Here is a 12888-nt window from a genome sequence, read left to right on the forward strand (position 1 = left end):
AACGGCCGCGCATCGAATGAGGGAAAGGGGGCGGAGTGTACGCCCGGGCCGCCGTCACGGCAACCTGGGCCTATTCAGTTTCCTTTGGAATCAGGGATTTGAGCCGCTCAGTCCAGCAAGGCCCGGATCAACGCCGCATGCCGCTGCTGTTGCGCCTGCCGGCGCAGCCGGCTGGCGGTGAAGATCGCGCACATCTCCGAGACTGCGGTGTCGAAGGTCTCGTTGATGATGACGTAGTCGAACTCCTCAAAATGCAGCATCTCTTCGCGGGCGGCGGCCAGACGTTGCGCCATCACGTCCTCGCTGTCCTGGCCGCGCTTTCGCATGCGCTCGTCCAGCGCCTGGCGCGACGGCGGCAGGATGAACACGCTGACCGCGTCGGGCACCTTCTGGCGCACCTGGCGCGCGCCCTGCCAGTCGATCTCCAGCAGCACGTCGTGACCGGCAGCCAGCTGCGGCTCCACCGACTGCCGCGCGGTGCCCTTCCAGTCGCCATGCACCAGCGCGTATTCGAAGAAGTCGCCAGCTTCGATCATGCCCTGGAACTCGTCGGCGGAGACGAAATGGTAGTGCTCGGCATGCCGTTCGCCCGGCCGCGGCGCGCGCGAGGTGAACGAGATCGACAAGGCGATCTTGGGATCACGCGCCAGGGTGGCGTTGACGATGCTGCTCTTGCCGGCGCCGGAAGGGGCCGCAACGATATAGAGGGTGCCGCGCATAGGGTCAGGGATTCGGGCTTGGGGAGTCGGGATTCGCGAACGGGCTGCGGACCGGTACCACCGGGGTCGATATGCTACCGGTATTGGCCGCGCCCCGCTGAAACCCGGGATGGCCGTCGACCAATCCCGAATCCCCAATCACCACTCCCGGCTATTCGATGTTCTGCACCTGCTCGCGGATCTGGTCGATCAGTACCTTCAGATCCACCGCAGCGTTGGAGGTGCGGCTGTCCACCGACTTGGAGCCAAGCGTATTGGCTTCGCGGTTGAATTCCTGCAGCAGGAAGTCCAGGCGGCGGCCGACCGGCTCGCGCTGCCTGAGCACGCGGCGGATCTCGGCGATGTGGCTGGACAGGCGGTCGAGCTCTTCGTCCACGTCCAGCTTCTGCAGCCACAGCACCAGTTCCTGTTCGGCGCGACCGGGATCGACCGGATGCGGCAGATCGGCCAGACGGGCGGCCAGCTTGGCACGCTGCCCTTCGCGGATGACGGGAATCAGCGTGCGCACCTCGGCGGCAATGCGTTCGATCGCATCGACCCGCTCGCTGATCGCATCGGCCAGCTTGCCGCCTTCGCGCTCGCGCGCGGCGACGAAACTGTCCACCACCTCGTCCAGCAATGCCAGGGCCTGCGCCTGCAACGCAGGTGCGTCCACGTCCTGCACCTGCAGCACGCCGGGCAGCTGCAGCAGATCGGTGAAGCCGACCTGCAGCTTGGGGAACATGCCGTCAAGGCGCGTGGCCAGTGCACCCAGTTCCTGCAGCAGCGATTCGTTCACGGCCAGGGTCTGCGCGTTGTCCGGCGCGCGCAGGCGCAGCGCCAGATCCAGCTTGCCGCGGCTGTTTTTCGCCGCCACGCGCTCGCGCAGCAGCGGCTCCAGCGCACGCAGTTCTTCGGGCAGGCGCACGCCCACTTCCAGAAACCGATGGTTGACCGAGCGCAGCTCGCAGCCGAGCGTGCCCCAGGGCGTGATGCGTTCGCCACCAGCAAACGCGGTCATGCTTCGAATCATCGTCAGTCCCGTGCCTTCAAAGCGCGAATGGTACCCTAGCGGCCCGCGCTGGCTGACCGCCCCGCCACGCGCCGACCCAGACCCACCTCCCGACTTCCGGACTCATCGCATGACCTTTTCCCGTCCCAGCGGCCGCACGGCCGACCAGCTGCGCCCGGTGCGCATCGAACGCGCCTTCACCCGTCACGCCGAAGGCTCGGTGCTGGTCAGCTTCGGCGACACCCGCGTGCTGTGCACCGCCAGCGTGGAAAACCGCGTCCCCGGATTCCTGCGCGGCAAGGGCGAAGGCTGGGTGACCGCCGAATACGGCATGCTGCCGCGCTCCACCCACACCCGTTCCGATCGCGAAGCCGCACGCGGCAAGCAGGGCGGACGCACGCTGGAGATCCAGCGCCTGATCGGCCGCGCACTGCGCGCCTGTGTGGATCGCAATGCCCTGGGCGAGCGCACCATCACCCTGGACTGCGATGTGCTGCAGGCCGATGGCGGCACCCGCACCGCCGCGATCACCGGCGCCTACGTGGCGCTGGCCGATGCGGTGAACCTGCTGCTCAAGCGCGGCGACATCAAGAAGCACCCGCTGATCGGCGCCGTGGCCGCGGTGTCGGTGGGCATCTATCGCGGCGAGCCGGTGCTGGATCTGGACTACCCCGAAGACAGCGACTGCGACACCGACATGAATGTGGTGATGAATGACGGCGGCGGCTTCATCGAGCTGCAGGGCACTGCCGAAGGCCACGCCTTCCGCCGCGACGAACTCAACGCACTGCTCGCACTCGCCGAACAAGGCATGAGCGAACTGTTCGCCCTGCAACGCGCTGCACTGGCCGGATGAGCCGGCGCATCGCCCTGACCACCCTGCTGGTCGCCGACTACGACGCGGCGATCGCCTGGTACACCGGTGCGCTGGGCTTCCAGGTGCTGGAGGATCGCGCACTTGGCGACGGCAAGCGCTGGGTGGTGATCGGCCCGGGCAGCGCGCAGGACGCCGGCTTGCTGCTCGCGCAGCCGGCCGACGCCGCCCAGCGCGCACGCATCGGCGACCAGACCGGTGGGCGGGTGGATCATTTTCTCCACACCGACGACTTCTGGCGCGACCACGCGGCGATGCAGGCGTTCGGGGTGGAATTCCTGGAACCCCCGCGCGAGGAACCGTACGGCACGGTCGTGGTGTTCCGCGATCTGTACGGCACCAAGTGGGACCTGCTGGAGCCCAAGCAATGAAACAACTGGTCCTGGCCAGCGGCAACGCCGGCAAGCTGGAAGAACTGCGCGCCATGCTCGCCGACCTGCCGCTGCGCATCGTGGCGCAAGGCGAGCTCGGCGTGGACGATGTGCCGGAAACCGGCCTGACCTTCGTCGAGAACGCCTTGATCAAGGCACGCCATGCCAGCGCGGTCACCGGCCTGCCGGCACTGGCCGACGACTCCGGCCTGATCGTCGATGCGCTCGGCGGCGCACCGGGCCTGTACAGCGCCCGCTATGCCGGCAGCCCGACCGATGCGCAGGCCAACAACGCCAAGCTGCTCGACGCCATGCGCGCCGTGCCGGCCGAGCGCCGCAGCGCGCGGTTTTACGCGGTGATCGTGCTGCTGCGTCACCCGGAAGATCCGCAACCGCTGATCGCCGAAGGCAGCTGGGAAGGGGTGATCACCACCGAACCACGCGGCACCGGCGGCTTTGGCTACAACCCGGTGTTCCTGGATCCGCTGCATGGCCTGACCGCTGCGGAGATGGATACCGCGCTGAAGAACCGGCTGAGTCACCGTGCGGTGGCGCTGGCCACGCTGCAGCACAAGCTGCACGCCCTGTCGCTGTGAACCATGGCCTGACGCAGTGCCCGACCTGATTCCACCGCCGCTGTCGCTTTACGTGCACCTGCCCTGGTGCGTGCGCAAATGCCCGTACTGCGATTTCAACTCGCATGCGGCCAAGGGCGTGCTGCCGTTCGAGGACTACGTGGATGCGTTGATCCGCGACCTGGATGCGGATCTGCCGCTGGTGTGGGGGCGCGTGGTGCATTCGGTGTTTTTCGGCGGCGGCACGCCGAGCCTGTTTCCGCCCGAAGCCATCGACAGATTCCTGCAAGCCGCCGCCGCGCGGCTGCGCTTTGCACCGAATCTGGAGATCACCCTGGAAACCAATCCAGGCACCGCCGAGCATGGCCGCTTCGACGGCTATCGCGCCGCCGGCGTGAACCGGCTGAGCTTCGGCGTGCAGACCTTCGACGATGTGGCGCTGCAGCGGCTGGGTCGCATCCACGACAGTGCCGAGGCCGAACGTGCGATCAAGCTGGCGCAGGATGCCGGCTACGACAATTTCAATATCGACCTGATGTACGCGCTGCCCGAGCAGACCCTGGCACAGGCCGAGCGCGATCTCGAACGCGCCTTTGCGCTGCAGCCCACCCACATGTCGCATTACCAGCTCACGCTGGAGCCGAACACGGTGTTCTTCGCGCGGCCGCCCAAGGGCATTCCCGACGACGATGCGGCCTGGGACATGCAGGAGCATTGCCAGCGTCTGCTGGCCGAGGCCGGCTACGCGCAGTACGAAGTGAGCGCCTACGCCAGGCCCGGGCGGCAATGCGCGCACAATCTCAATTACTGGCGCTTCGGCGATTACCTGGGCATCGGCGCCGGGGCGCACGGCAAGATCAGCTCCGGCGCCGAACAGCATGTGCTGCGACGCTGGAAGCACAAGCACCCACAGAGTTACCTGGCCAGCGCCGGCAGCGCGGCATCGATCGGCGGCGACGAGATCGTGCCGCGTGAGCGACTGCCGTTCGAATACATGCTCAACCTGCTGCGCCTGCACGAGGGCTTCGCCCTGCGCGACTTCGAAGTCTCCACCGGCCTGGCCGCCTCGGTCATCGAGTTGCCTGTGGCCCGTGCGATTGCGCAAGGCTGGATGACCGCGCAGGACGGACGCGTGGTGCCGACCGAGCTGGGCCGCCGCTTCACCAATGACGTGGTCGAGCTGTTTCTGGCCTGATCGCGGCGATCGCGGCGCGGCACCGCAGCCAGCACGCCGCGCCATGATCGATAGCGCACACGACAGCATTGGCGCGCGGATCCAGCGAGCCGCGCCACGCGCGCCGTCCGCGTCCGGGTGGCGACCGAATCTGGCCAGGCACGTCTTGCGCCCGCGCGGTCGCTGCCCGGCGGAAAAACATGCTACATAGCTCACGCCTCGCACCGAGCCCGCCTCCCCCGGATGTCCACTCCCGCTTCCTCCCTGCAGCACACGCTCAGCGGCCCGATCGCCGATGCGCCGGTTTCCGCGCGCGGGCGGCGCCTGCTCGCCGCGCTGCACGCGCACTGCGTGCAGGCGCTCAGCGGGCCGCTGCGGCTGACCATCGTCGAGCTGGAACGCGAGCTGCTGCATCAGGCCGAGCATGCCCGCAACAGCCAGATACAGGCCGAAACCTATGCGCAGACGCGCGGCCTGCGCGACCACATCGATCGGTTTCCGCAGGCGTTCCTGCAGCAGCTGGCGCAGGACCTGGCCACGCTGCGCGATCGCCCGTCGCTGATGCCAATAGCCGATGCCTCAGCGCATCCGCAGATGCTCACCCTGGTGGAGGACACCGATATCGATCGCGATATCGTGCTCAGCGAGATTGCGCGCCGCGAAACCTCCCGCCGCGCCGATGCGCTGCAATTGCTGGCGCAGCGGGTGGCGGTGATCGGCGCGGTGGCCGAGTTCGAACTGGAGGCAGTGCCGCTGGGCCCGTACGCCCTGTGCCGCGTGCTGCGCCAGTGCGTCGAAACGCTGGGACTGAGCCTGGACGGGCAGCTGACGCTCTACCGCGTGTTCGAGCGTCAGGTCATCGAGCGTTTGAACGATCTGTACGAGCGCGCCAACGGCACGCTCGCGCAGGAGGGCATCCTACCGGGGCTGATCTATCACCCGTACCTGGTCAAGCCCACCCAGGTGCAGACGCGGCGCGCACCGCCTGCAGCAGCCAACGCCCCGAAGGACGCTGCGGCTGCCAGCGCGCGCGCGCTGCCGCAGCGCAACGGGCGGCCTGCAACCGGCTGGAGCGGGCAATCGGCACCGACACCGTGGCAGAGCGCCCTGTTGGATCCGCCCGCCATGCCGATGACACTGGCAGCGGCGACCGACGGTGAGCAGGCAGCACCTGCCCTGAGCGATGCAGTGCAGGCGCTCGGCGGCCTGATGTCGTCGGCGCGCCGGTCGCAGGCGGCGGGCAACGTAGGCGCAGCGGCGAATCAAAGCTCTGCAGATCACGGCGCAGCGCCTGCAAGCAGCGCCCAGGCAACACTCGAGAAACCATCTCCCCGGCTCGCCTCCTCGGCCGTGCCCAAGGCCGCCGTCAGCGACGCACTGGCCAGCCTGCAGGGTACGCTGGCGGCACAAGCAGCAGCGGCGGCGCAGCCCAGCGGCATCGATGCGGTGCAGCGCCAGTTGCTGGCCTTGCTGCGGGCGCAACACGGCCCCGACGCCGCGCTGTCGCTGCAGGACACCGACACCTTCGATCTGCTCGGCCTGCTCTACGCGCAGATGCAACGCGAAGTGCGCGGGCAGACCCCCGCGCAGGCCCTGCTCGCTAAGTTGCAGGTGCCGGTGGTGCGCGCGGCCTTGGCCGATACGCATTTCTTCGTGCGCGACCAGCACCCGGTGCGCGAATTGCTCAACACCGTGGCCGAGTCCGGCGCGGTCTGGCTGGGCGACGACGATGTCGACCCGCAGTTGCTGCACAAGCTGGGCAGCGCGGTGGACCGGATCGTCAACGACTACCAGGGCGACGAGGCCGTGTTCGCCGCGGCCAACGCCGATATCCAGGCGCATCTGCGCGCCTTGGCGCGCAAGGCCGACCTCGCCGAGCGCCGCCATGTGGATGCGGCGCGTGGCAAGGAGCGGCTGGAGTCGGCCAAGCAGCAGGCCGAGGCGCGCATCGAGCAGCTGTGCGAGCAGAGCGTCCCGCCGCGCTTCGTGCAGGCGCTGCTGCGTCAGGCATGGTCGGACGTGCTGACGCTGACGCTGCTGCGCCAGGGCGAGCAATCGCCCGAATGGGACGAGCGCCAGGCCCTGACCGCGCGCATTGCCGAAGTCACCTGCCGCAGCAAGGGGCAACCTGCCGACATCGCGCTCGGCAGCGAGATCGAAACCGCGCTGCTGCAGGTCGGCTATCACCACGATGAAGCGGCGGCGATTGCGCGGCGCCTGTCCACGCCCGGCGGCGAGGACGAGACGACCTCGCGCACCGAGCTCGCCACCAGGCTCAAGGCGCGCACGCGGCTGGGCGACCAGGGCGACAGCACACCGCGCAAGGACATCGCCGGCCCGCGTTCGCCGGCCGAAGAGGCCTGCTACACGCAGCTGCGCAGCCTGCCGTTCGGCAGCTGGTTCGAGTTCGTGATCAACCAGCAGGGCGACCTACGTCGGCAACGGCTGTCCTGGTACAGCCCGATGACCGGCAACGCGCTGTTCGTCAATCAACGTGGGCAAAAGGTCGCCGAGCACTCGCTGGATGGCCTGTCGCGGCTGATGGCCGGTGGCCACGCACGCCTGCTGGTCGAAGAGAAATCGCGCCTGATCGACCGCGCCTGGCATGCCACCGTGCGCACGCTGCGCAGCCTGGCCGGTCAGGCGCCCATTGCAGAGGTCAACCCATGATCCAGGACACCCGCCGCGCACCGCGCCGCCAGCCGTCCGACCTGATACCGGTGACCGACATGCTCAGCGAGGCGCAGATTGGCCGGGTCGGCAATGTCTCGGAAACCGGCATGCTGCTGCTGGCCTCGGTTCCGCTGCATGACGACGCCCTGTATCAATTGCGCTTCAGCCTGCCCGAGCGCATCGGCCGCGCCACCGAGATCGATGTCGGCGTGCATCTGTTGTGGAGCGAAGCCGCGCACGCACCCGGGCAGGCCTGGGCCGGCTTCCGCTTCCTGACCATGTCCGAGCCGCATCGCCAACGCCTGCGCGCCTGGATCGCCGAAGAACACATGCTGGGCTGAAGGACAGCATCACCACGATTACGGCAAAATCGCGACCTGTCTTTGCATCGCCGATCGAGCCCCGCATGCCCCAGCCGTCCTTGAGCCACCTGTATTCCGACCACCTGCGCACGCTGACCGCGCGCGCCGACGAGGCGCTGCAGCGCGGCGGCTTCGACCACCTGGTGGTGCCCAGCGGCAGCCTGCATTACCAGGTGTTCGACGACCGCGACTATCCCTACGCGGTCAATCCACAGTTCAAGGCCTGGGTGCCGCTGACGCGGGTGCCCAACAGCTGGCTGGTCTACACCCCGGGCAAGCGCCCGATGCTGATCTTCTGCCAGCCGTTGGACTATTGGCATGTGGTGCCCGAGGCGCCCAGCGGCTGGTGGGTGGAGCACTGCGACATCCACATCATCCGCACCCCGGACCAGGCCCTGGCGCTGCTGCCCAGGCAGATCGACCGTTGCGCCATCCTGGGCGAGGCGCAGAGCGCGCTCGGTGCGTATGTGCCCAACAATCCGCAGCCGGTGCTCGATTACCTGGACTACCAGCGCGCGTTCAAGACGCCGTACGAACTGGCCTTGCTGCGCATCGCCCAGCAGCTGGCAGTGCGCGGCCATCGCGCCGCCGAAGCGGCCTTCCGCGCCGGCCAGAGCGAGTTCGGCATCCATATGGCCTACTGCGCCGCCGTCGGTCAGGACGCCAACGAACTGCCCTACGGCAACATCATCGCGCTCAACGAGCACGGCGCGGTGCTGCACTACACCGAACTCGGCCAGCAGCCGCCGCAGCCGCTGCGCAGCTTCCTGATCGATGCCGGTGCTTCGGCCTACGGCTATGCCAGCGACATCACCCGCACCTACGCCGCCGACCCCGGCAGCGAATTCCAGGCCCTGATCGATGCGGTGGATGCCGCACAGGTGCGCATGGGCCAGGGCGTGCGCAGCGGCGTGGATTACAAGCAGTTGCACGTGGATGCGCATCTGGCCCTGATGGGCATCCTCAAGGACTTCGGCATCCTCACCGTGTCGCCGGAAGCTGCGCTCGCCACCGGCGTCAGCGCTGCATTCTTCCCGCACGGGCTTGGCCATCTGATCGGCCTGCAGGTGCACGACGTGGCAGGCTTTGCGGCCAGCGACCGCGGCGGCCGCATCGAACGCCCCGCCGGCCACCCGTATCTGCGGCTGACCCGCGTGCTGGAAGCGGGCATGGTGGTCACCATCGAACCGGGCGTGTACTTCATCGACATGCTGCTGGACGAAGTGAAGAAGAACGGCCACGCCGCCAGCGTCGACTGGGCGCGCGTTGCGCAGTTCAAACCCTACGGCGGCATCCGTATCGAAGACGAGGTGGCGTGCACCGATGGCGCGCCCGAAAACCTGACCCGCCCGGTGTTTGCCGCCCCTTGAATCCTTCCGCACCGCACGGAGCATTGCCATGAACGATCCACGCCAGTCCTCGCACCCCGACCATCCGATGTATCAACAGATCCAGCGCGGCGTGCATGCAATCGATGCGGCACATGGACGCACACCCGACCAGACCAGCGACCGGCTCAGCGCCGCCCTGTTGCCGCTGGCCAAGGAAGGCGGCCTGTCGCGCGTGGATCATGTGCTGATGAGCGAGGCCAACAATCGCGGTGTACACGGTGGCGAAAACGTGTTCGTGGTGCAGGGCGACCCGGCCAACCCGGCGCATCTGCGCGCGCACATGAAGACCGAACAGGCATTGAGCACGCCGGAAGCGCAGTCGTTCGCACGCGCACAGCAACTGGCGACGCCAGGCGAACAGGTCCAGCAGCCCGAACGCACCCAGACACCACAACTCGGCCAGTAGAACGGCCCACAGCAAAGCGTCCGGGCGCCTCATGCCTGCAAGGCGCCCGGCGCGGCCCGAGCGCCGCCGCCCTCAGCCGGATACGCCGCGCAATCTCAACCAAACCGGTAATGCGCGTGTTGCTCGCAAGGCAATGCACCGATCCAGGTCACGGCCGCTCATCGCGGCATGACCGCGCTATGCGCGCAACGCGTCGCGGTCCGCCATCTCCGCTTCGATCTCGTCGGCGCTGCGCGCCAGCGCATCGGTCAGCACCCGATGGCCGTCGGCGGTGATCAGCACATTGTCTTCGGTGCGGATGCCGATGCCGCGCCACTTGGCCTCCACCGTGGTGTCGTCAGCGGAGATATAGAGTCCCGGCTCGATGGTGAACACCATGCCGGGCTCGAGCAGACGCGAGTCGCCAGCCAACCGGTAGTCGCCCACATCGTGCACATCCAGCCCCAGCCAGTGGCCGGTCTTGTGCCGATAGAAGCGCTTGTAATGGCCGTCGGCGATATTGCGCTCCAGCTTGCCCTTGAGCAGGCCCAGCTGCAGCAGCCCCTCGGTCAGGGTCTGCACCGCGGCCAGATGCCCGGCTTCGTAGGGCACGCCAGGGCGCGCCTGCGCCAGCGCGGCAGCCTGCGCAGCGCCGACCAGATCGTGCAGCGCACGCTGCGCCGGGGTGAAACGGCCGTTGACCGGAAAGGTGCGGGTGATATCGGCCGCGTAGCCGCGGTACTCGGCGCCGGCATCGATCAGCACCAGTTCGCCATCGCGGCTGCGCGCATTGTTGGCGCGGTAGTGCAGCACGCAGGCATTGCTGCCGGTGCCGACGATGCTGCCGTACGCCGGCCACGCATCGGCGGCGCGGAACGCGCACTCCACCTCGGCCTGCAGTTCGTACTCGTGCACACCCGGCCGCGCCAGCCGCATGGCGGCGCGATGCGCGCGCACGCTGATGTCGGCGGCGTGCTGCATCAAGGCGATTTCGTCGCGCGACTTGAACAGCCGCTGCTCGTGCAGCAGATGCCCGAGCTCGAGGAATTCGTGCGGCGGCTGCGCGCCGTGGCGCACCTGCTCGCGCACGCGCTTGAGCCAGCCGATCAGCTTGAGGTCGAAGTCGACATCGCGCCCGAAGTGGTAATAGACGCGGCTGCGCCCTTCCAGCAGGCCCGGCAGGATCTCGTCGACATCGTCGATGGGGTACGCATCGTCCATGCCGTAGCGCTCCACCGCGCCTTCCTGGCCCTCGCGCGGGCCATCCCAGGCCTCACGCTCGGCATCGCGCTCGCGGCAGAACAGGATCGCCTCGCCATGCTTGCGGCCCGGCACCAGCACCAGCACCGCTTCCGGCTCCGGGAAGCCGCTCAGATACCAGAAATCCGAATCCTGCCGATACGGGTAGTGGGTGTCGTGGCTGCGCACCCGCTCGGGCGCGGCCGGCAGGATCAGGATGGCCTGATCGCCGGCCATCTGCATCAGCTGCTTGCGCCGACGCGCGTACTCGGCCGCGCCGATCCCGGTGAGTTTTTTCATGGCGGTCGTGCGGTCAGTTCAGACGTTGGCGGAAGCGCGGCCCCATCACGCAGTCGCCATGCAGCAACAGCACCGCCACGCGCACGAACTCCTCGATCTCCGCCAGGGCGGTGTCGTCTTCGTCGGCCGCATCGAAATCGTCGCTGGACGCCTGCGCCAGCCGCGCCAGGTCCTGCAGCGCCTCTTCGCCCTCTTCGGTCAGTGCCGGGCGCTGCTGCGCCGCCAGGCCGAAGCCGCCCAGAAAGGCACGACACCAGTCGAACAAGGCATCGGTGCGCGCCGCCAGCGGTGCGCCGTCGTCGATCAGCAACAATTCGAAAGCGAAATCGCGGTCTTCCAGCTGCGCCACCGTGGCCTGCCGCATTTGGTCCAGCGCCCCGCCCTGCCTGGGTGCCACCTGCGCGGTGTCGGCCAGGATGCGCGCCAGCCAGTCGCCGCTGTCGGCACCCCCACCGGAGAGCCACCCGCACAGCCCGCCATGCAACTCCGCTGCGGAGGAAGCCAACTCCAGCTGGCGACTTTCGTTTTGCACAGCGGTTACATCGGGCAGATCCATCGGGTCATCCAGGCTGGGAACAGGAGGTGCCGGCGCATGGGCCGGCGATTTGACTTCCCAGTGTATCAAGGCACCCCGCGTCGGCCGCCAGCGGCGCGTTCCCTACGGGGTCTACGCGCGTAACGCCGGCCGCGCCGGCCGCGGCGCAAGCCCTTGTCGGGATTGGCCTGACGGCGGGTAAGCGGGCTGCGATCGGGCGCTTGACCGCCGCGCGCACGCGCCCCTATCGTGAGCGCATGGACAACGCCGCTGCCCTCGCCCAGATCCGCGCACTTGCCGCCCGTGTGGAAGCCCTGGTCGAGCGCAGCCAGCGGTTGACCGACGAGAACCGCAGCCTGCGTCACCAGCAGGAACAGTTGATCGGCGAGCGCGCGCAATTGCTGACCAAGAACGAACAGGCGCGCTCGCGCGTGGAAGCGATGATCGTGCGGTTGAAATCCCTGGAGCAGCACACGTGAGCAACAACGAGCCGGTCAGCGTGCGTATTCTGGATCGTGAATACACCGTTGGCGTCACCGCCGACGAACGCGAGAGCCTCACCGCTGCGGCGCGCCTGCTGGATCTGCGCATGCGCGAGATTCGCGGCAGCAATCGCATGGCAGCGGTGGACCGCGTTGCGGTGCTGGCCGCACTCAATCTGGCGCACGAATTGCAGCAGCTGCGCGATCAGCAAGCGTTGTACGACCGTGAACTGGCCAACACGCTGGACAGCTTGAATCGCCGCCTGGACAGCGTGTCCGACACGCCGCGTTGAGGTGCAGTTCGCGCTGTCGTCGCAAATATGAACTTTCAATTGCGCCGGCCGACGAATGGGCTAGCCATCGCGCAGCAGAGGTCTATACTTCACCTGCGTTCTCTGCTGTAAACGACAGCGTGCAAAACATTCGCCTTGTCCCTTAATTACGACCACGGGGGCGCGACGAAGCCGGGAGTGCAAGTCCGCCTTGTAGCGGGAAGCCCGAAGGCCTCACAACGTCCCCACTTGAACCCCGGGTTCAAGGTCGTTTCGCCCGCATCGTTCACGGCGGAGAATGCAAATCTGAAACGGCGCCTTCGGGCGCCGTTTCTTTTTGCGTATCTGAAACGCACGGCACGCGCAGTTCGACTGCGCCGCTGTTGCAATGACTACGCCAAGACATGCGTGCGCCGCAACGTTGCCAGTGCTGCACGCACGCGCTCAGCGACAGGCGAGAGACTTGCCGGCACCGGCGATCGGTGGGACACACGCAGCTAGGCAGGCGCGTCCACGCCATCGACAATATCCCTCCGCCTATCGCT

General features: G+C 67.7%; 14 protein-coding genes and 1 other RNA gene. 11 read left to right on the forward strand and 4 right to left on the reverse strand.

Features of this window, described 5'->3' with window-relative positions:
- Window positions 1-107: 107 nt before the first annotated feature.
- Window positions 108-719 (reverse strand): guanylate kinase, encoded by a 612-nt coding sequence (gene gmk, locus AC1KVE_RS14345; protein ID WP_016903572.1) that lies wholly within the window; start codon window positions 717-719, stop codon window positions 108-110.
- A gap of 151 nt (window positions 720-870) precedes the next feature.
- Entirely contained in the window at window positions 871-1731 is an 861-nt protein-coding gene (locus tag AC1KVE_RS14350) for a YicC/YloC family endoribonuclease (protein ID WP_024938120.1), read from the reverse strand.
- A 109-nt stretch (window positions 1732-1840) separates the two neighbouring features.
- Between AC1KVE_RS14350 and rph the strand changes: the two genes are divergently transcribed.
- From rph to AC1KVE_RS14390, 8 genes are all read left to right on the forward strand, one after another.
- Complete coding sequence (gene rph, locus AC1KVE_RS14355; protein WP_024938119.1) at window positions 1841-2566, forward strand: ribonuclease PH; 726 nt, start codon at window positions 1841-1843, stop codon at window positions 2564-2566.
- A complete protein-coding gene (locus AC1KVE_RS14360) occupies window positions 2563-2955 on the forward strand; it encodes a VOC family protein (RefSeq protein WP_102580699.1) in 393 nt (130 codons plus the stop codon). The genes rph and AC1KVE_RS14360 overlap by 4 nt, the downstream gene beginning before the upstream one ends.
- Window positions 2952-3551: an RdgB/HAM1 family non-canonical purine NTP pyrophosphatase gene (gene rdgB / locus AC1KVE_RS14365; RefSeq protein WP_039512392.1), complete on the forward strand. Its 600-nt coding sequence runs from the start codon at window positions 2952-2954 to the stop codon at window positions 3549-3551. Before AC1KVE_RS14360 ends, rdgB begins: the two co-directional genes overlap by 4 nt.
- Window positions 3552-3567: 16 nt before the next feature.
- Window positions 3568-4725, forward strand: a complete 1158-nt coding sequence (hemW, locus tag AC1KVE_RS14370) for a radical SAM family heme chaperone HemW (protein ID WP_039519207.1) — start codon at window positions 3568-3570, stop codon at window positions 4723-4725.
- Between the two features lie 222 nt (window positions 4726-4947).
- Complete coding sequence (locus tag AC1KVE_RS14375) at window positions 4948-7374, forward strand: DUF1631 domain-containing protein (RefSeq protein WP_184456620.1); 2427 nt, start codon at window positions 4948-4950, stop codon at window positions 7372-7374.
- Window positions 7371-7718, forward strand: a complete 348-nt coding sequence (locus AC1KVE_RS14380; protein WP_046344154.1) for a PilZ domain-containing protein — start codon at window positions 7371-7373, stop codon at window positions 7716-7718. Before AC1KVE_RS14375 ends, AC1KVE_RS14380 begins: the two co-directional genes overlap by 4 nt.
- Before the next feature lie 65 nt (window positions 7719-7783).
- Window positions 7784-9109, forward strand: coding sequence for a Xaa-Pro dipeptidase (gene pepQ, locus AC1KVE_RS14385; protein ID WP_481092403.1), 1326 nt, complete (start codon window positions 7784-7786; stop codon window positions 9107-9109).
- A 28-nt stretch (window positions 9110-9137) separates the two neighbouring features.
- The gene (locus AC1KVE_RS14390) at window positions 9138-9536 is read left to right on the forward strand and encodes an XVIPCD domain-containing protein (RefSeq protein WP_024938113.1); all 399 of its coding nucleotides are present in this window, start codon (window positions 9138-9140) and stop codon (window positions 9534-9536) included.
- A gap of 177 nt (window positions 9537-9713) precedes the next feature.
- On the opposite strand, the gene AC1KVE_RS14395 is transcribed toward AC1KVE_RS14390, so the two are convergent.
- A complete protein-coding gene (locus AC1KVE_RS14395; protein ID WP_024938112.1) occupies window positions 9714-11054 on the reverse strand; it encodes an aminopeptidase P N-terminal domain-containing protein in 1341 nt (446 codons plus the stop codon).
- A gap of 13 nt (window positions 11055-11067) precedes the next feature.
- Window positions 11068-11610, reverse strand: a complete 543-nt coding sequence (locus AC1KVE_RS14400) for a YecA/YgfB family protein (protein ID WP_024938111.1) — start codon at window positions 11608-11610, stop codon at window positions 11068-11070.
- Between the two features lie 236 nt (window positions 11611-11846).
- On the opposite strand from AC1KVE_RS14400, the gene AC1KVE_RS14405 reads away from it, so the two are divergent.
- The 3 genes from AC1KVE_RS14405 (at window position 11847) to ssrS (ending at window position 12645) form a co-directional block, all read left to right on the forward strand.
- Window positions 11847-12068 (forward strand): TIGR02449 family protein, encoded by a 222-nt coding sequence (locus AC1KVE_RS14405; RefSeq protein WP_024938110.1) that lies wholly within the window; start codon window positions 11847-11849, stop codon window positions 12066-12068.
- Window positions 12065-12364, forward strand: a complete 300-nt coding sequence (locus AC1KVE_RS14410) for a cell division protein ZapA (protein WP_016903560.1) — start codon at window positions 12065-12067, stop codon at window positions 12362-12364. The genes AC1KVE_RS14405 and AC1KVE_RS14410 overlap by 4 nt, the downstream gene beginning before the upstream one ends.
- Window positions 12365-12460: 96 nt before the next feature.
- Window positions 12461-12645, forward strand: a non-coding RNA gene (gene ssrS / locus AC1KVE_RS14415) — 6S RNA.
- Window positions 12646-12888: the final 243 nt, after the last annotated feature.

The organism is Xanthomonas sp. NCPPB 2864, assembly GCF_056675615.1.

Coding starts and splice junctions, on each gene's coding strand:
- rdgB (WP_039512392.1), top strand. CDS start 2,952: ATGAAACAACTGGTCCTGGCCAGCGGCAACGCCGGCAAGCTGGAAGAA.
- rph (WP_024938119.1), top strand. CDS start 1,841: ATGACCTTTTCCCGTCCCAGCGGCCGCACGGCCGACCAGCTGCGCCCG.
- gmk (WP_016903572.1), bottom strand. CDS start 719: ATGCGCGGCACCCTCTATATCGTTGCGGCCCCTTCCGGCGCCGGCAAG.
- AC1KVE_RS14395 (WP_024938112.1), bottom strand. CDS start 11,054: ATGAAAAAACTCACCGGGATCGGCGCGGCCGAGTACGCGCGTCGGCGC.
- AC1KVE_RS14360 (WP_102580699.1), top strand. CDS start 2,563: ATGAGCCGGCGCATCGCCCTGACCACCCTGCTGGTCGCCGACTACGAC.
- AC1KVE_RS14400 (WP_024938111.1), bottom strand. CDS start 11,610: ATGGATCTGCCCGATGTAACCGCTGTGCAAAACGAAAGTCGCCAGCTG.
- AC1KVE_RS14390 (WP_024938113.1), top strand. CDS start 9,138: ATGAACGATCCACGCCAGTCCTCGCACCCCGACCATCCGATGTATCAA.
- AC1KVE_RS14405 (WP_024938110.1), top strand. CDS start 11,847: ATGGACAACGCCGCTGCCCTCGCCCAGATCCGCGCACTTGCCGCCCGT.
- AC1KVE_RS14375 (WP_184456620.1), top strand. CDS start 4,948: ATGTCCACTCCCGCTTCCTCCCTGCAGCACACGCTCAGCGGCCCGATC.
- pepQ (WP_481092403.1), top strand. CDS start 7,784: ATGCCCCAGCCGTCCTTGAGCCACCTGTATTCCGACCACCTGCGCACG.
- AC1KVE_RS14350 (WP_024938120.1), bottom strand. CDS start 1,731: ATGATTCGAAGCATGACCGCGTTTGCTGGTGGCGAACGCATCACGCCC.
- AC1KVE_RS14380 (WP_046344154.1), top strand. CDS start 7,371: ATGATCCAGGACACCCGCCGCGCACCGCGCCGCCAGCCGTCCGACCTG.